Source organism: Saccharopolyspora antimicrobica (genome assembly GCF_003635025.1).
Lineage (GTDB): Bacteria > Actinomycetota > Actinomycetes > Mycobacteriales > Pseudonocardiaceae > Saccharopolyspora > Saccharopolyspora antimicrobica.
In genome coordinates, this window is sequence record NZ_RBXX01000002.1 from 3,157,008 (window position 1) to 3,174,189 (window position 17,182).

Genomic DNA, 17,182 nt, shown 5'->3' on the forward strand with positions numbered 1-17,182 from the left:
GTCCGGTGACCTTCGAGGATTCGGAACCCGTGGTGCACATCGTCGACGACGACGCGGCGCTGCGGCAGTCGCTGGTGTTCCTGCTGGAGAGCATCGGCGTGCAGGCGCTGACCTACCCGGACGCCACCACCTTCCTGGCCGAGTTCGACCCCGCCGAGATCGCCGTGGTCATCGTCGACGTGCGGATGCCGGGCATCAGCGGTTTCCAGCTGCAGGAGCGGCTGCTGGAGATGGACTACCCGGCGCCGCTGGTGTTCTGCTCCGCCCACGGCGACATCCCGATGTCGGTCCGCGCGGTCACCCGCGGCGCGGTGGACTTCCTGGAGAAGCCCTACCAGCCGCAGCGCATGGTGGAGCTGGTGCAGGCCCAGCTCGACGTGGCGCGGGGGCGGTTCGCCGAGCACGCCGAGCGCCGCGCCGTCGCGGACCGGCTGGAGGCGTTGACGCCGCGCGAGCGGGAGGTGTTGCGCCTGGTCATCGAGGGCCTGCCGAGCCAGGTGATCGCGGGCAAGCTGGGCACCAGCGTCAAGACCGTGGACGTCCACCGGGCCCGCATCAAGGCGAAGGCGGCGGCGGAGAGCCTCGCGGCCCTGGTCCGGGACATCCTCCTGCACCGGGTGGATGTCTGACCGAGGGCGCGTTGATCAGGCCCGCAGGGCTGCTTCGGACCAGCAGGCTGTTGCCAGCAGCTCCGTTTCGGAGAGTGCGGCGCCCACGAGCTGGAGACCGAGGGGCAAGCCTGCTTCAGTTCGCATTCCCGGGACGCAGAGGGCGGGGAGGCCGAGTGCTTGCCAGGGGCGGCTCAGCACCGGGTCTCCGGTGGCCGTGATTCCGGCGGGCGCCGGGCCGAGGGCCGCCGGGCCCAGCACGGCGTCGTAGTCCGCCAGCAGCTCCGACAGTCGCTCGCCGGCCTCGGTCGTGGTGCGGCGGGCGGTTTCGTAGTCGTGCTCCGAGGTGGCGGCTCCGGTTCTCAGCAGGGTTGCCAGCTGTTCGCTCAACTGGGACGCCGCCGCCAGCTCCACCGCTCGTTCGCGCGCGGCTTCGTAGGCCATGATCACCGGGTGCGCGGCGGTGAGCTGTGCGATCAACCGGCCGTCCGGGAACTCGTCGATCACCGCACCGGCCGCGCGCAGCTTGGCGCAGGCGCTGGTCAGCGCGGTTGCCATCGGTGGCTCGAGGGCCTGCGGTGTCCAGAGCAGCAGACGTGGCGGTCGGCCGGTGGCGAGACCGGAATCGGGTTCGCCGGTCAGCGCGGACCACGCCAGGGCCAGGTCGGACGCGCCGGCGGCGAAGAAGCCGTGGCTGTCCAGGCTCGGGCTCAGGCCGGTGACGCCTTCGACGGAGAACCGGCCGCGGGTGAGCACCAGCGACGCGACGCCGCAGAACGCGGCGGGACGGGTGACCGATCCGGCCGTCTGCGAACCCAGCGCCAGCGGCACCTGACCGGCGGCGACCGCCGCGGCCGAACCGCTGGAAGATCCGCCCGGCGTGTGCTCCGGTGCGGCCGGATTGCGGGTCGGGCCCGGAGCGAAGTAGGCGAACTCGGTGGTGACCGACTTGCCGACCGGGATCGCGCCTGCGTTCCGCCACGCGGTCACGATCGCCGCGTCGGCCGCCGCGGGCGGCGCGTCCGCGCGCAGCTGCGAGCCGCACCTGGTGGGCAGCCCGGCGACGTCGACGATGTCCTTGACCGCGAGCGGAACCCCGCCGAGCGGGCCGTTGGCGGAGGCCGGGGCGCCGAGCTCCACCCAGGCCCGCAGCTCGGGATCGGTCTCGGCGATCCGGGCGCGGGAGCGCTGGAGAGCTTCGGCGGGCGTGGTCGCTCCGGTGGTCAGATCGCCGACGAGTTCGCGCAGCGACCAGGGCTGCCAGTTGTTCACGGCTGCTCCCACGCTGCGTCGGCGACCCAGTAGTCCATGCCGCTGGCGCTCACCGAGTGCCGCCACTCCGAGGTCCGCCGCAGCAGCGGCTCCACCTCCGCGGTGACCGCGTCGGCCGCGTCCGGCCCGTCCTCCGCGACCGCCCAGTGGACCCAGTTCAGCTCCTGGCCGTTGGCGTCGTGCACGAACAGGTCGACATGTCGCCAACCGTAGCCGTGGGTGTCGTTGTAGCAGGTCAACGTCATCCGCGTGGGTTCGGCGTCCGATGGGGTGGGCATCCGGCGAGCTCCTTTCCGCGAGCGGGCTCAGGCGCTGAGGGGCGGGGCGGTCAGGCTGTGGAACCGGCGTTGGAAGTAGACCAGCGCGCCGCTGTCCTCGCGGGTCATCACCTTGTCCACCTCGACGAACATCACCGAGTGCGAGCCCTGCGCCCGCTCGGCGATGATCCGGCCGATGAGCGAGGCGGGCGCGTCGCGCAGCACCGGGACGCCCTCGGATTCCAGGTCCCAGCAGTCCTCGGTGAAGCGCTGCGCGGTCGGCACCTTCGTGGCCCCGGCGAAGTGCATCGCCAGGTCCTCCTGCTCGGCGCCGAGCACGTTGACGCAGATCCGGCCGTTGGCGACCAGGACGTCGTGGGACCGGCTGGACCGGTTGACGCACACCAGGACGGTCGGCGGCGAGTCGGTCACCGAGCAGGCCGCGCTGACGGTCATCCCGGCGAGCCCGTGCTCGCCGTCGGTGGTCACGACGTTGACGGCGGCGGAGAGGTTCGCCATCGCGGCGCGGAAGTCGCGTTGGGCCGGGGTCAGCTCGGGCACGATTCCTCCAGGGGGCAGGACGGCGGTTTCCGGCACCGTTCCGACGTTACGCACGCACTCGCCGACCGGGAATCGAGACTTCCCCGCGCCCGCCTGAGGATTTCCCCTACGAAGCGAGCGGGAGCGAGAAGCCGAAGCGCGAGCCGCCTTCGTCCCGGGACTCGCCCCAGATCGCGCCGTGCTGGCGGGTGATGATCCGGTAGCTCAGGGCCAGACCGATGCCGCTGCCGTGCTCCTTGTCGGTGAACGTCCGCTCGAACGGGTCGTGGCGCAGCCCGCGGCCCAGGTCGTCGACGGTCAGCACGCCCGCGTCACCGTCGATGCGGGTTGTGACGGTCAGCTGCCGCCGCTGCGGGTCGCAGACCGCCATCTCGTCGATCGCGTTGAAGCACAGGTTGAGCACCACCTGCCCGGTCAGCACCCGCTCGCAGCGGACGAGCACCGGTTCCGGGCTGCGGTCCACCCGCACCTCGACGCCTGCCGGGCCCGCGCGCAACCCGACGAAGTACAGGCACTCCTCCAGGATGTCGTTGAGGTCAGCGACCTGCTGCACGTGTTCGAGGTGGCCGACGAACGCGCGCACCGAGCTGACGATGGTGGCCGCGCGCTCGATCTGCCGCACGGCGTTGTCGATGCCGTAGCCGACGCGGGAATCGGCCGGCGCCGTCGCGCGGGAACCGGCCAGGAAGTTGGCCGCCGCGGCCAGCGGCTGGCCGAGCTCGTGCGCGATGGCCATCGCCATGTCGCCCATCGCGGTGTAGCGGGCGAGGTAGTTCTCCCGGTGCATCTCCCGCTCCCGGCGCACCTGGCCGTGGACCCGCTCGGAGACGTCGTGCAGGATCATCAGCAGCCCATCGCTCTCCTGCAGCCGCTCCAGGCTGCCCTCCAGCCAGACCCGCTCCTGATCGGGCCGGTCGACCTCCAGCTGGACCGAGGTGACCGGATCGGCACGGGACAGCACCTCGTCCCATGTGGACACCCGGCCGCGCAGCCGCAGGCGGGCGTGATCGGTCAGCGGGCCGAGCGGCTCGCCCGCGGTCGCGCCGATGAGCGGCAGCGCGGTGTTGGTGGCGAACCGGATGGTGCCCGCGGCGTCCAGCATCAGCGCCACGGTCGAGGTGTGGTGGGCGAGTGCGTCGACCCACGAGGTGGTCAGCCGCAGCTGCCGCTCGACCTCCTGCTCGCGCTCTATGTCGCGGAACTGCACCAGGACCGCGGGCCCGCGCTCCAGCTCGACCCGGACGGCCACCGCATCGGTCGGGATCACCCGGCCCGACTTCGCGCGGTAGTGCCACTCGATCCGGCTCGCGCCCCGGTCGACGGCCTCCTGCAGCCAGGCGCGGCCGATCACCCGGTCGTACTGCTGCGCGGAGCTGCTCATGTCGTTGGCCTTGAGCGGGCGCAGCTCGGCGACGCTCCACTCCAGCATCTCGCACGCCGCCGGGTTGGCCCAGAGGATGTCCTTGGTCGCGGCGTCGTGCAGGAGCACGCACATCCGGGTGGCGTGCGCCATCGTCACGAAGTCCTGCGCCGTCAGCTCGGGCGCGCGCGGGTCGACCTGCATCTGCCCAGCGTAAGACGGGTGCGCGGGGGGTCGCACTGAAGGAATCCCCTACGGGGGCAGAGGCAATACCAATTTCCGCGGCGGTGGCAGCGTTCGTAACGTCGGGAGCCGTCCAGCAACGACGAGGGAGCTGAGATGGTGCACACCCACCAGAGCGACGGTGTCAGCTTCGAGGACGTGCTGGCGGAGCTCGCCGAACGACGTGCCGAGTTCCGCGAGCAGCGCTACGTGCCGAAGGACTTCATCGCCCGGCTCAAGCAGCTGGGGCTCTACCGCGCCGCGACCCCGACGAGGTTCGGCGGCGAACCGCTCGCCCCCGCCGACTTCCTGGCGCGCATCGAGCGGATCTCGGTCGTGGACGGCTCCACCGGCTGGGTCGCCAGCTTCGGGTCCGCGCTCGTGTACCTCGCGGCGCTGCCGCTGGACACGCAGGCCGAGCTCTACCGCAACGGCCCGGACGTGGCCTTCGCCGGGGGACTGTTCCCGGTCCAGCCCGCCGCGCCGACCGAGACCGGGTTCCGGGTCGACGGCCGCTGGAAGTTCGCCAGCGGCTGCATGGGCGCCGACGTGCTCGGCGTGGGCATCCCGGGCGACGAGAGCACCGGCGGCAAACCGCGAACCGCGGTGCTGCGGCCCGAGCAGGTCGAGATCGTCCAGGACTGGGACGTCGTCGGGATGCGCGGAACCGGTTCGTTCGACCTGGTGGTGCGCGATGTCGAGGTCCCGCGCGAGTGGACCTTCATCCGCGGCGGAACGCCCACTGTGGACGAACCGCTCTACCGCTACCCGACGATCGCCTACGCCGCCCAGGTGCTGGCCGTCGTCGGCGCCGGAGTGGCGCGCGCGGCGCTCGACTACGCCGAGGAAGTCGGTGCCGGCTACGCCGGGGTCACGGGTGCCCCGAAGCTGGCCGACCGCGCCTACTACCGCACCGAGATCGCCGGTGCCGAGGCCTCGCTGCACTCGGCCAGGGCGTGGTTCTACGAGCTCAGCAACGAGGTCTGGGAGACCGTCCTGGCCGGTGACGACGCCACCGCGGAGCAGAACGCGCGGCTGCGGCTCGCCTCCGCGCACCTGGCCAAGACGTCGTCGGACGTCGTCGGCCGCCTGCTGGAGATCTCCGGCACGGCGCCGATCAACACCTCGCACCCGCTCCAGCTGCTGCACGGCGACGCCCTCGTCCCGAAGCAGCACGCCTTCCTCGGCCCGTCGATGTACGACGCGGCAGGCGCGGTCCTCATGGGGATGCCGCCCACCACCCCAGGTTTCCGCTGACACCACGACGAAGGAGATCCGCATGACCGCGCAGCCGCTCCGCGTGCTGTTCTGCATCGGCATCAACCAGAACTTCTTCGACCTGCCCACCGACGGCATCGAGATCGGCGACGTCTGGCAGGCGTTCGTCTCGATGATGGACCAGCTCAAGGCGCTGCCCGGGGTGGACTTCATCGGCGACATGGACGACGACTCGCACATGGTCGGGCCGTCCGAGGGCTGGCCGTGGACCTGCTACATCCTCGCCGACGTCGACTCGCAGGAGACCGTCAAGGCCGCCTGCAACCTCTTCCGCACCACGCAGGTCGCCGACGGCCGCGCCAAGCTGTGGCGGTTCGCCAGGGTCGAGGCCCGGATGGGCCGCGCGCTGACCGTCCGCGAAGACGTCGAGCTGCCCGACTGACCAGGGAGAACCCGATGACCGACAACACCACCGCGCCCGCCGGGCTGGCCGCCGGGGACCGGGTCGCCGGCCGCCTCTACACCGACCCGGACATCTTCGACCAGGAGCTGACGCGGATCTTCGAGCGCACCTGGGTGTGGGTCGCGCACGAGAGCGAGCTGCCCGGGCCCGGCACCTTCAAGTCGACGCACGTCGGCAAGCAGCCGGTGATCGTCACCCGCGACCGCAAGGGCGAGCTGCGCACCCTGCTCAACCGGTGCCGCCACCGCGGCGCCAGCATCTGCGAGAAGCCCAGCGGCAAGGCCAACGGCTTCACCTGCCCGTACCACGCCTGGTCCTACGGCCTCAACGGGCAGCTGCGCGGCATCCCGTACCCGGACGGCTACGAGGGCGTCATCGACAAGTCCGAGCTGTCGCTGAAGAAGCTGCGCACCGAGAGCTACGGCGGCCTGGTGTTCGCGACGTTCAACGAGGACGCCGAGCCGTTGGAGGAGTTCCTCGGCGACGCCCGGCTGTGGATCGACCGGTTCATGAAGCAGGGCGGCGGCTACCCGATCAAGGTGCTGGGCAAGCACCAGTTCAAGTTCCGCGGCAACTGGAAGATCCAGCTGGAGAACACCACCGACGGCTACCACTTCCCGATCGTGCACCGGTCGTGGATGGCGTCGGTGGACGCCGAGACCGCGGACATGATGTCGTTCATGACCGACCCGGCCGCGATCACCCACGACCTCGGCAACGGGCACAGCGTGATGCAGATGGTGCCCGAGCACTCCGACCTCGACGCCGACGACGGCACCGAACCGCTCCAGGGCCGCTTCGACGACCTCGTGGCCGAGCTGTCGAAGACCCTCGACGAGGCGCAGGTGCGCAAGCTGGTCCGGGCCATGCACGGCACCGGGTTCAACCTCAACCTGTTCCCGAACGTCTCGATGTCCTCGGCGTTCTTCCGGGTGCTGCGCCCGGTCGCGGTCGACGAGACCTGGATCGAGCACGTTGCGATCGGCCCGGACGGCCCGCCCGAGGTCGACGCCGTCAACCGCGAGCGGCTGCGCATCCACGAGCACTTCCAGGGCCCGTTCGGCTTCGGCACGCCCGATGACGCCGAGGGCTGGGACCGGGTGCAGCGCGGCGCGCAGGGCGCACCGGAGATGCCGATCCTGGTCAACCGCGGCATCGGCCGCGAGACGCGCAGCGCTGAGGGCTGGCCGACCGCGCACGTCACCGACGAGACCGGGATGCGCGCGGCCTACGGCAAGTGGAAGGAGATGATGGGCGATGACTGACGCGACGACCGTGCTGTCGACGACCGATCCCCGCGTCGTCCGGGCGATCGAGCTGATCTGGCGAGAGGCCGAGCTGCTCGACCGCAAGGACTACACCGCCTGGAACGGTCTCTACGCGGACGACGGGCTCTACATCATCCCGATCGACCCGCACACCGAGGACTTCGCGAACACGCTGAACATGGTCTACGACGATGCCCGCATGCGGCAGATGCGCGTGACCCGCATGATCGAGGGCTACGCGATCGCGGCGGTGGACGCCGCCCGCACGGTGCGCACGGTGTCCCGCTTCGTGCCGGAGTCGGTGGCCGACGACGAGGTCGTGTTGCGGTCGGCGCAGATCCTCATCGCCTACAAGCGCGGCCGCCACGACATCTGGGCCGGCGACCTGGTGCACCGGATCCGTCTCTCGGAGGCTGGTGAGGACCGCATCGCGCAGAAGGTCGTGCGGCTGGTGGACAGCGAAGAAGCCGTGCCCGCCGCTGGATTCCTGCTGTGAGCGCGGCGCAGGTCGCGGTGGTGACCGGCGGGGCGAGCGGACTGGGCGAGTTCATCGTCCGCCGCCTGCACGCCGACGGCTACCGCGTCGCAGTGGCCGACGTGGCCGATGCCGAGGCGCTGACGACCGAGCTGGACAGCACCGGCGCCACCGCACGCGGCTACCGCGTGGACGTCAGCGACCGCACGGCACTGCAGCAGCTGCTGGCCGACGTGGTCGCCGACTTCGGCGAGGTGCACGTGCTGGTCAACAACGCCGCCCGCACGCAGGCGAAGCCGCTGCTGGAGATCACTCCGGAGGAGCTCGACGCCGTGCTGGCGGTCAACTTCACCGGCACCTTCACGGCCTGCCAGGTCTTCGGCGCGCACTTCGCTGACAAGGGCTACGGCCGGATCGTCAACATGGCCTCGCTGGCCGGGCAGAACGGCGGCACCGCGACCGGCGGCCACTACGCGTCCTCCAAGGGCGCGATCATGTCCGCGACCAAGGTCTTCGCCCGCGAGCTCGCGCCGCGCGGGGTCACCGTCAACGCGGTGTCGCCGGGACCGTTGGACAGCCCGATGGTGCGGTCGATCGTCGGCGAGGAGGCGTTGGAGGGTTTCACGGCGAACATCCCGGTCGGCAGGCTCGGCGATCCGGCGTTCATCGCCCGGATGGTGGCGCTGCTGGTCTCGCCCGAAGCTGCCTCGGTCACCGGTGCCTGCTGGGACGCCAACGGCGGCCTCTACCTGCGCTGATGGGAGTTGCGATGAAGGTCGAGGTCGTCGAGATCGTCGAGGCGGCCGCCGGGATCCGCGCGCTCCGGCTGGCCCGCGCGGACGGCGCGCCCTTCGAGGCTCACCGAGCGGGCGCGCACGTGGACGTCACGGGCCCGACCGGAGTGCTGCGGCAGTACTCCCTCTGCGGACCGCCCGACGACCGGAAATCCCTGCTCATCGCGGTGAAGCGGGAACCCGACTCCCGGGGCGGTTCGGCCGCGCTGCACGCGGTGGCGGTCGGTGACCACCTGGAGGTCGGACCCCCGCGGAACCTGCTGGCCCTCGCCGAGGATGCGGACCACCACGTCCTCGTCGCCGGTGGGATTGGCGTGACGCCGCTGCTGAGCATGGCCCACGAGCTGCGCCGGACCGGGGCCGCGTTCGAACTGCACTACTTCGCCCGTTCCCGGGCCAAGGCGGCCTTCGTCGACCTGCTCGAAAGCGACTTCGGCGCCAACGTGCACTTCGGTGTGCCCCGTGCCGAACAACCGGCCCTGTTCGCCGGGATCGCTGCGGAGCTGACCCCGGCCGCGCACGTCTACACCTGCGGGCCCGAGGGATTCATGGAGCAGGTGACCGAAGCGTTCGCGCCTTCGGTCGGCGCGGACCACGTGCACGTCGAGCACTTCACCGCCGCCGAGGTCGATACCAGCGCGGATGCGCCGTTCACCGTGGAGCTCGACACCGGGGAGGTCTTCGAGGTCCCGGCCGACCGCTCGATCCTCTCGGTGCTGGAAGAGGGCGGCATCGACGTGGCGAAGTCCTGCGAGGAGGGCATTTGCGGCTCCTGCGTGTCGGGAGTTCTCGACGGTGTTCCCGACCATCGCGACAACTGTCTGTCCAGTTCGGACAAGGCGGCCGGTGATCAGATGGCCCTTTGTGTTTCACGGGCGCTGACTGACAAACTCGTGATCGAGCTGTACTGATCGTCTCGGGTCGTGAGCGGCGCTGGTGGGCTTTGCTTGGCGGTACCAGCGCCGCTCACGATGCGTTTACTCCGGCCCTTGGTCGCTGCAAGCATCGGGACGTGGGGTCCTGTCGTCTTGCGTGGCGATTCGGGCCGGAGTTCAGGAAGCCGGGCGACTCTTTTGGTTTCCACTCTTGAGTTTTCAAGGTGCGAACTACTGATGTTGTTGTGTTGTGGTGGGGGTCATCCCCGTGGTTTGGGGGATTGTGGGGGCTGTGGTCCGGATGTCAAGCCCGGCCTGGCGGCCGCCCCTTCGGGGTTGGCAGGCTTGACATCCGGACCACAGCCCCGTTTTGGCTTTATGTCACGGGGATGACCCGGTATGGAACGGACCCCGCCATCTTGGACACCTTGCGGGGAGCGTGGTGGCCGAGTCCTCTGCCGGTTTAGTCGTGGGTTGTTCCGCCACCGGCAGGTGGTGTGCGGGGTTGCCGTGCCGCGCGGGCTGGCCGTTGATCGCGGAGTTGCGGCGGAGAGCAGTGGTGCTGGCCGTTGCGGGCTGGGCGGTGGTGGGTCGGTTCGTCATCGGCGGGTTTCCTTTCTTTCTTTGGTTTTCGAGGTTTTGTGGTGTGGTTGGTGTGGTGCTCGGGTGTTGGTGGTGGGTTGAGGTCGCCTGGCGGCGTGCCGTGCTTCCGAAACTGTCGGCTCACCCGACCCTGGGCAGGGCGGAGTGCCCCACCCAGGGGTCGGGTGAGGTCGTCAGGTGCTCGCCAGCGGTCTGGCCGCTGGCGGCCCGCCCTCCGGTGATGAGTTCAGGCGGCGGAGGGCGTGGTGGTGCGTGGCGGGTTGAGCTCTCCCGCCAGGCCTGGGCGTGCGTGCCGGATCGACACTCGCCGGTGGTGTGAATACCGGGCGGCCACGTTCCAGTTGGATGTGCCAGTGGTGGTTGTGGATGGTGCGATGGTGATGGGCACACAGCATCACCATGTTGTCGAGGCTGGTGGGGCCGCCGTCGACCCAGTGCACGATGTGATGGGCCTGCGGCGTTCCCGCCGGGTGGTCACATTCCGGGAAGGCGCAGACGCCGTCGCGGGCCAGCAACGCGGCACGGATATGCGTCGGGGCGGTCCGCTGCGAAGCACCCACGTCGAGAGGCAGGCTGTCGCCGCCGAGGACCATGGGCAGGACCTCGCAGTCACAAGCGATCCTGCGCACCGTCTGCGGGCTGAGGTACTGGCCGGTGCCTTCCAGCATCCCCGCCCCACCAGCGGTGATGACCTCGCCGTTGGTGGTGGGGAGCTGGTTTTTCAGGTCGGTGTAGTCGATGGTGACCGTCAGGTGCGGCTTCTGCCCACCGGTACGCGGCATCCCGTCGGTGTCGAGCACGAGGTCGAGCAGGGTGGCCAGGCCGTCGGCGTTGCGCTGCCCAACCGTACGCGGGTCCTTGACCCCGTCGGCCTCCGGGCGCGGCGCGGCCAGCGGGCGCAGGGCGGTGACGAACTTCGCCCCGGTCTCGCGGTCCAGCCGGGCCTTGATCACCAGCATCCCGTCACGAGCGGTCGCGTAGTGCAGTTCTCGGGACTCGAACTGGGCCTGCTCGTCCGCGACGGCACCGTCGGCGTCGAGCATGTAGCGCACCCGGTCGGCCAGCTTGGCCAGATCACGGGGGCACTGACGGCAGGCGTTCTCCACCAACAACCGTTCCACCTCACCGGCACGGTGCTGGGCGTGCTCAGGCAGCCGGGACACACAGCGGGAGATCACCCGCGCGTGCTCCAGCCCGATCACACCCTCACCGAGTGCTTGTCCGGTCGCCGGTAGCGCAACCTCCGGCCCAGCGACACCAGCGGCGTTGTCGGTGTCCTCACCGGTGTTCGGCAAGGTGGCGGTGGCGATACGGACACGGTTCGTGGCGTCCTGGCCGTCGATGTTGAGCAGGTTCTTCAGCCACACCTGCGTGGAGCGCACACCACGAGCGGCGTGCAGGCGGCGGCGGTCGGCCTCGGCGATCAACCGCAGCTGCTCCATCCGCGCCTGACGAATCTGCCGTTCCACCTCACCGATCCGGGTCGCGAGTTCCTCATCGGTCAGGGAGGTCACCGCAGGCGGGCACGACCCGCCCGGCGTGGGCATGTCCCACGCGGGCAAGGCGGACACGACCGCACCCGCGCCAGCGGCGGGCGTCGCGTCCTGGGTGGTCATCAGCGGTGTCATGCATCAATTCTCTCAAGAATCGAACGTGGTTTCGAGCGAATAACCGTCGCACAATCAGGTGATCACAACACGGCTAAAACACGAAAATCCTTAGCTGGTACCAGAAGCCGCAAATATTGGAAGGTCAATGATCGGCGTGTCGGTGGCCTTTGCCCGCACAGAAACGTGAATTCGCTACTGTCCTGTTAGGACTGCACTGGTTTTCGCTGCTGCGTCGACGACTAAGGCCGGTCGGTCGGTCGACAGCCAGACCCCAGAAGCCCAAACCGCCAGCCCGCACACCACAGCGACCCGGCACACGACCTGCCGGTGGCGGAGCAACCCACGACTAAACCGGCAGAGGACTCGGCCACCACGCTCCCCGCAAGGTGTCCAAGATGGCGGGGTCCGTTCCATACCGGGTCATCCCCGTGACATAAAGCCAAAACGGGGCTGTGGTCCGGATGTCAAGCCTGCCAACCCCGAAGGGGCGGCCGCCAGGCCGGGCTTGACATCCGGATCACAGCCCCCACAATCCCCCAAACCACGGGGATGACCCCCACCGCAACACAACAGAAAAAGCCCCAACCACCCGCAATACGGCAAGCGGCGCACCACAGCCCCACCGAACACGACGAAACCAGCCAAAGACATCGACCACCCCGACGCCGCCAACGAACGTCAGGGGTCTAAGCGATGATCCCGCCATGTCGAGAAAACTGTTCGACGGCGAGGTGTGGGTCCACTACGGGCAGATATACGTCGAGAGCGGAGGTCAGCACCTAGACCTGCAGGAGTCCTTCGCCGGACAGCGCAACGGCTTGCTCGGCGCGGCTGAGCGCGGTGGGCTGTTCCTGATCACCGGCCTGCACACGGGAGAAGTCGGCTTCACCGTCGAACTCCACGAGCAGGCCCCACCGGTCGACGACACCTGGGAGGAGATCGTCGAGGCCTCGTACCAGCCGCTGGGCGACGTCGAGCTCGTCTGCTGGGGCGGAGAGGGCAGCTGGCCGCTCGACCTGGACGGGTTCGAGTACCGGGCCCGCTACCACGCGGTACGGATGGACGAGGCGAACGACCTGGACACCCGGGCGGCCGACGAGCCGCTGGTGGACCGCTACCTGCTCCAGTTCTGGCCGGCGCCACCGGCGCCCGACCGGGTCCTCAAGCAGAGCAGCGAGAACGCCGCATACTGGCACAGCACCGTCGGGAGCTGAAAAAGCGGTGGGCGCGAACGCCGCAGCGTTCGCGCCCACTCGTCGTGCCGGGATCAGGCCTCTTCGAGGTCGGATTCCTTCACGTAGACCCAGCGGTGGTTGTAGGAGATCGGGACGTACGTCTCGCCCCCTAGGACCACCTTGTGGTTGTTCGGGTCGTTCACGCCGTCGTAGCCGACGTTGTAGTAGATCGCCCGGCTCGCGCGGCCCGCGACGTACACCTGGCCCTGGGGGAGCTTGTACGGCAGCGGTTTGATCACCAGCGGGTCGAGCCCGTTCGGGAACTCGTCGGCGTCCGGCAGGGCCATGCCGTAGGTCGGGACGTCGGCGCGCACCGGGGTCACCAGCTCGGCGTCGTCGGCCGGGGCGGTGTTCACGCCGCCCGGGTCGCGCAGCCAGGCCTTCTTGCCGTCGAACCACAGCGCCAGCCAGTCGCCGCGGCGCTCCGCGACCGCGTACTGGCGGCCGACGGTGGCCTTGGCCGACCAGTCCTCGATCCTGGTGGTGCCGGGCGAGCCGTCCGGGTGCACCGAGGCCGAGCTGAGCAGCGGGGCGTCGTCGCGCGGGGCGCTGCGCAGGTAGAGGAAGTTCGCCGGCTGCGAGGGCAGTTCGCGGCACTCCTCCTTCGGCGGGCACTCGGTCACCACCGGCCGGTTCGTGTCGAACCGGGGGAAGATGGTCACCACGTCGTCGCCGCCGGTGTCGCCGTCCAGCGGGGCGTCGAGCAGGTTCATGTAGTGCGCCCAGTCCCAGTACGGGCCCGGGTCGTAGTGCTCGCCGCCTGCCTGCTCCGGCTTGTCGGCGCTGACCTCGTCGTGGCCGAGGATGTGCTCGCGGTCCAGCGGGATGTCGTACTTGTCCGCCAGGTACTTCACCAGCTGCGCCGACGAGCGGTACATCTGCTCGGTGTACCAGGTGCCTCCCTCGGCGGCCCAGCCCTCGTGCTCGATGCCGATGGAGCGCATGTTGCGGTCCCAGCTGCCCGCGTGCCACGCCATGTCCTTGGTGGGCACCATCTGCGTGACCTCACCGTCGGAGGAGCGGATCACGTAGTGCGAGGCCGAGCCGTGCGCCGGGTTCTGGAACAGCGAGATCGTCGACTGGTACGAGGTCTCGGTGTCGTGGATGACGATGGAGTTGATCCGGACGTCCTTCGGCCGGTTCGCCGTGTCGTAGTTGCCGTAACCGCCGGTGGGGTCCTCCGGGTCGGTCGGCGCGTAGGCGGCCGGGATGTACTTGCAGTCCAGCTCGGCCGGGCACTCCGCCTTCGGCTCGACCCGGGCGGCCTGGACGTCGGCGAGGTTGGTGCCGGTGAGGTCGCGGTCCGGCGTCACCTCGGGGATCTTGGCGAAGCCGACCTGCTGACCGGTCGAGGTGGTGCGGCTGCGGCCGCTGTCGAGCACCTCGTAGACGGAGTCGGCGAAGGACCGCGCGCCGCTGGCCTGCGGGCTGCCGCTGAGTTCCGCGACCGCCGGGTACCAGCCGCCCAGCGTGTTGGGCAGTTGCCCGTCGCCGAGCTGCTTGGCGCGTTCGGCCAGCAGCGCGGCACCGGCCCGGATGTTCTGCGCCGGATCGCGCTTGACCTGCTCCGGTGGGAGGTCGACGAGTTCGGCGGCCTCGGTCAGGGTGTGCAGGGTGGGGTTGTCGGCGAGCTTCCTCAGCTTGGGGTTCTCGCGGCGCAGCTGCTCGAAGTCGACCTCGGTGAGGTGCATCGGGCCGTAGCCGCCTGCCTTGCTCTGCTCGCCGCGGTGGTCCTCCCACCTGGTGAGCTGGTAGGAGGTGGCCAGCAGCAGCGGCGCCGGGACGCCGAACTCGGCGGCGGCCGATTCGAAGGCCTGCTGCTCGGTGGAGCGTGGTTCGTCTGGTGAGGTGCCTGCGGCGGGCTGGGCGGCACCGGCCAGCAGACCGGTGGCAGCGGCCGTCACCGCGGCAGCTCGCCACCAGCGGGGTTTTCTGGTGGTCAAGGTCTTTGCTACCTCGCTAATTCCATCGCGGATGTCCTCAGTGGAGGATTGAGGTTCCCGCGCCGCCATCGCGGAACCTGCCAGTCCGGGGAGGCGGCGTGTCCGGAAGTGATCAAGAGCTTACGTCGCGACGGTCCCCGGTCGGGCCCGTTCTCCCAGATTCCCGGGACATCGCTGAGGAGCCTTTCTGCTTGGTCGGAGCGGCGCAGTCCCTCAAGACATCCACGCTCCCCGCGCCCCCGATGGTTCACCGGCGCTCGACCTCCAGCGCCGTCGAGGTAGCAGGATCGGCGCATGTCTGTTCAGCAGGTACTCAGCCTGATCGTCGAGGACGGCCTGATCACCGCGTTCCACAACACGATCCGGTCCGATTTCGCGGAGTTCGAGCGGGGCGCCTAGGCGGTCATGCGCTCGACGGTGTCGAGAACCTCCGACCAGGGGATCCCGGGCGCGTTCCCGCTGCGCGGGCCGTGCGCGGCGAACTGGTCGTCGAGCAGGAGGTGCACTCCGGCGGCCCGCAGCGTGTCCACATGGGACTGCCAGGCCGGGTGCCGGACCTGCGTGGCGTTGATCTTCGGGAACACCACCACCGGCACCTCCGGAGTTCCGATGGCCTCGCCGAGCGTGGTCAGCGCCTGGTTGTCGGCGATCCCCAGCGCGAGCTTGACGACGGTGTTGGCGGTGGCGGGGCAGGCGACGTAGCAGTCGATGTCCGGATGCGGCCGCCCTTCCCCGGGCAACCGCGCCTCGACCCGGCAAGGCAGCCCGGTGACCTGCGAAATACGCTCCACCTCACCGATGGCCCGAAGCCACTCACCCGCGGTCGGCGTCAAGGTGACGGCGACCTGCCAGCCCCGGTCGATGGCGGGCTCGACGAGCTCACCCCGAAGTCCCTCAACCCCGCCAGCCCCGCAACCGATCACCCCGAGAGTCCGCACCACCCGAGTATGCAGCGCCCCACCGACCGTCTTGTCACGCGAGCCCGGCGGTGAGGTTTCGCATGCAGTGGGCGGCGAGGTCCGCGACCGGCGGCGATTCGGTTTCCGCCGCCGCCCAGGTCTCGACCGCCACGCGGATCGCCGTGGTGGCCGCCGCCGCTGTCAGGCGGACTCGGAGGTCGGTCGGTTCCGCGCCGATGCGCTGGGCGAGGAGCGGCAGGAGCTGTTGCTCCGAGTCCTGGTTCACCGTTGCCCACACCGTGCGCAGGGCCGGGTCGTCGACCGCCGCGCGGAGGAGGCCGCGGGTCCATTCGAGGGAGCCGGCCTCGTCCGCTTCGCGGACGGTCATCGCGCGTTGCGCCGCTCGTTCCAGGGCTTCCGGCAGCGGGACGTCGTCGGGCGTCTCGGCCAGCAGGTCCTGCCAGCGGCGGGCTCCGAAGTTCAGCAGGGGCGCGACGGCGTCCTGCTTGGTGCGGAAGTAGCGGTAGAAGGTGCGGAGGCTCACGCCCGCCCGCTCCGCGATCGACTCGGCCGTCGTGCCGTCGGAGCCGTGCTCGGCGAACAGCGCGGCGGCCGCGCGGGCGATCTCCAGCTGGGTGGCCGCCTTGCGGCGTTCGGTGAGGCTCACACCCCCAGTCTAGGAACAAACTGCCGATGTGGCACGTTGTGCCATATCGACACGTCGTGTCAACGAGGGAAGGGGACAGTCATGGAACGCTTCGCGGACCGCCGGGTGCTGATCACGGGCGCTGGCTCCGGGATCGGGCAGGCCACGGTGCAGCGGATCCTCGCCGAAGGCGGGCGGGTCGCCGCGCTGGACCGCAGCGAGGAAGGGCTGGCGGCGACCGAGGCCGCGGCGGCGGACAACGCCGAGCGCCTGACCACGATGACCGTCGACATCGCCGACGAGGCCGCCGTGCGCGCGGGCGTGGCCGGCGCGGTGGCCGAGCTCGGCGGGCTCGACGTGCTGGTGAACGCGGCGGGCGTCCTGCGCTCGGCGCACACCCACGAGACCACGCTGGAGTTCTGGAACTCGATCCTGCAGATCAACCTGACCGGCACGTTCCTGGTGACCAGGGAAGCGCTGCCCGCGCTGCTGGAGTCCGGCCGCGGCGTGGTGGTCAACTTCAGCTCGACCTCGGCGAGCTTCGCGCACCCCTACATGGCCGCCTACGCCGCCTCCAAGGGCGGGATCCAGTCGTTCACCCACGTGCTGGCCAGCGAATACGCCTCGCAGGGCCTCCGCGCGGTCGCGCTGGCGCCCGGCTCGATCAGCAGCGGCATGACCACCGGCCGCGGTCCCGGCCTGCCCGAGGACGCGGACATGAGCCTGTTCACCAAGCTCTACCCGGTGGTCATGAAGGGCATGGCCCCGCCGGAGACGGTCGCGGGCCTGGTGGCGGCGCTGGCCTCCGACGACGGAGCCTTCGTCACCGGCACCGAGCTCCGCGTCGACGGCGGAACCCACATGTGACCCCAA

General features: G+C 70.0%; 17 protein-coding genes. 9 read left to right on the forward strand and 8 right to left on the reverse strand.

Annotated features, from left to right (window positions below; all coding sequences use genetic code 11):
- Positions 1 to 5: 5 nt before the first annotated feature.
- Complete coding sequence (locus ATL45_RS15360; protein ID WP_093159668.1) at positions 6 to 629, forward strand: response regulator transcription factor; 624 nt, start codon at positions 6 to 8, stop codon at positions 627 to 629.
- A gap of 15 nt (positions 630 to 644) precedes the next feature.
- Here ATL45_RS15360 and ATL45_RS15365 read toward each other — a convergent pair whose 3' ends face one another.
- The 4 genes from ATL45_RS15365 to ATL45_RS15380 form a co-directional block, all read right to left on the reverse strand.
- The gene (locus ATL45_RS15365) at positions 645 to 1,880 is read right to left on the reverse strand and encodes an amidase (RefSeq protein ID WP_093159670.1); all 1,236 of its coding nucleotides are present in this window, start codon (positions 1,878 to 1,880) and stop codon (positions 645 to 647) included.
- Positions 1,877 to 2,158 carry a hypothetical protein gene (locus ATL45_RS15370; protein ID WP_235863622.1) on the reverse strand — a complete coding sequence of 94 codons (282 nt, stop codon included), beginning with the start codon at positions 2,156 to 2,158 and terminating at the stop codon, positions 1,877 to 1,879. Before ATL45_RS15370 ends, ATL45_RS15365 begins: the two co-directional genes overlap by 4 nt.
- A gap of 27 nt (positions 2,159 to 2,185) precedes the next feature.
- Complete coding sequence (locus tag ATL45_RS15375; RefSeq protein WP_235863621.1) at positions 2,186 to 2,734, reverse strand: flavin reductase; 549 nt, start codon at positions 2,732 to 2,734, stop codon at positions 2,186 to 2,188.
- Positions 2,735 to 2,804: 70 nt separating this feature from the next.
- Positions 2,805 to 4,262 carry a sensor histidine kinase gene (locus ATL45_RS15380; protein WP_093159675.1) on the reverse strand — a complete coding sequence of 486 codons (1,458 nt, stop codon included), beginning with the start codon at positions 4,260 to 4,262 and terminating at the stop codon, positions 2,805 to 2,807.
- Between the two features lie 135 nt (positions 4,263 to 4,397).
- Here ATL45_RS15380 and ATL45_RS15385 point away from each other — a divergent pair, with 135 nt between their 5' ends.
- Genes ATL45_RS15385 through ATL45_RS15410 form a run of 6 tightly spaced genes read left to right on the forward strand, consistent with a single transcriptional unit; the run spans position 4,398 to position 9,409 of the window.
- Complete coding sequence (locus tag ATL45_RS15385) at positions 4,398 to 5,537, forward strand: acyl-CoA dehydrogenase family protein (RefSeq protein WP_093159677.1); 1,140 nt, start codon at positions 4,398 to 4,400, stop codon at positions 5,535 to 5,537.
- Positions 5,538 to 5,559: 22 nt separating this feature from the next.
- Positions 5,560 to 5,940, forward strand: a complete 381-nt coding sequence (locus ATL45_RS15390; protein WP_093159680.1) for a hypothetical protein — start codon at positions 5,560 to 5,562, stop codon at positions 5,938 to 5,940.
- Positions 5,941 to 5,954: 14 nt separating this feature from the next.
- Complete coding sequence (locus ATL45_RS15395; RefSeq protein ID WP_093159683.1) at positions 5,955 to 7,226, forward strand: aromatic ring-hydroxylating oxygenase subunit alpha; 1,272 nt, start codon at positions 5,955 to 5,957, stop codon at positions 7,224 to 7,226.
- Complete coding sequence (locus ATL45_RS15400; protein WP_093159685.1) at positions 7,219 to 7,725, forward strand: aromatic-ring-hydroxylating dioxygenase subunit beta; 507 nt, start codon at positions 7,219 to 7,221, stop codon at positions 7,723 to 7,725. Before ATL45_RS15395 ends, ATL45_RS15400 begins: the two co-directional genes overlap by 8 nt.
- Positions 7,722 to 8,462 (forward strand): SDR family NAD(P)-dependent oxidoreductase, encoded by a 741-nt coding sequence (locus ATL45_RS15405; RefSeq protein WP_093159688.1) that lies wholly within the window; start codon positions 7,722 to 7,724, stop codon positions 8,460 to 8,462. The genes ATL45_RS15400 and ATL45_RS15405 overlap by 4 nt, the downstream gene beginning before the upstream one ends.
- Positions 8,463 to 8,473: 11 nt before the next feature.
- On the forward strand, positions 8,474 to 9,409 hold the full coding sequence (locus ATL45_RS15410) for a PDR/VanB family oxidoreductase (protein ID WP_246025360.1): 936 nt from the start codon (positions 8,474 to 8,476) through the stop codon (positions 9,407 to 9,409).
- Between the two features lie 740 nt (positions 9,410 to 10,149).
- Here the strand turns inward: ATL45_RS15410 and ATL45_RS15415 are convergent.
- A complete protein-coding gene (locus ATL45_RS15415) occupies positions 10,150 to 11,604 on the reverse strand; it encodes an HNH endonuclease signature motif containing protein (protein ID WP_246025361.1) in 1,455 nt (484 codons plus the stop codon).
- 686 nt (positions 11,605 to 12,290) lie between these two features.
- Between ATL45_RS15415 and ATL45_RS15420 the strand changes: the two genes are divergently transcribed.
- Entirely contained in the window at positions 12,291 to 12,800 is a 510-nt protein-coding gene (locus ATL45_RS15420; protein ID WP_093145595.1) for a hypothetical protein, read from the forward strand.
- A 53-nt stretch (positions 12,801 to 12,853) separates the two neighbouring features.
- On the opposite strand, the gene ATL45_RS15425 is transcribed toward ATL45_RS15420, so the two are convergent.
- The 3 genes from ATL45_RS15425 to ATL45_RS15435 all read right to left on the reverse strand — a co-directional run bounded on the left by ATL45_RS15425 (position 12,854) and on the right by ATL45_RS15435 (position 16,330).
- Positions 12,854 to 14,725, reverse strand: a complete 1,872-nt coding sequence (locus ATL45_RS15425; RefSeq protein WP_170210250.1) for an N-acetylmuramoyl-L-alanine amidase — start codon at positions 14,723 to 14,725, stop codon at positions 12,854 to 12,856.
- A 434-nt stretch (positions 14,726 to 15,159) separates the two neighbouring features.
- On the reverse strand, positions 15,160 to 15,702 hold the full coding sequence (locus ATL45_RS15430) for a flavoprotein (RefSeq protein WP_093147114.1): 543 nt from the start codon (positions 15,700 to 15,702) through the stop codon (positions 15,160 to 15,162).
- A gap of 34 nt (positions 15,703 to 15,736) precedes the next feature.
- Positions 15,737 to 16,330, reverse strand: a complete 594-nt coding sequence (locus tag ATL45_RS15435; RefSeq protein WP_093145597.1) for a TetR family transcriptional regulator — start codon at positions 16,328 to 16,330, stop codon at positions 15,737 to 15,739.
- 81 nt (positions 16,331 to 16,411) lie between these two features.
- Here ATL45_RS15435 and ATL45_RS15440 point away from each other — a divergent pair, with 81 nt between their 5' ends.
- Positions 16,412 to 17,176 carry an SDR family NAD(P)-dependent oxidoreductase gene (locus ATL45_RS15440; RefSeq protein ID WP_093145598.1) on the forward strand — a complete coding sequence of 255 codons (765 nt, stop codon included), beginning with the start codon at positions 16,412 to 16,414 and terminating at the stop codon, positions 17,174 to 17,176.
- Positions 17,177 to 17,182 lie beyond the last annotated feature (6 nt).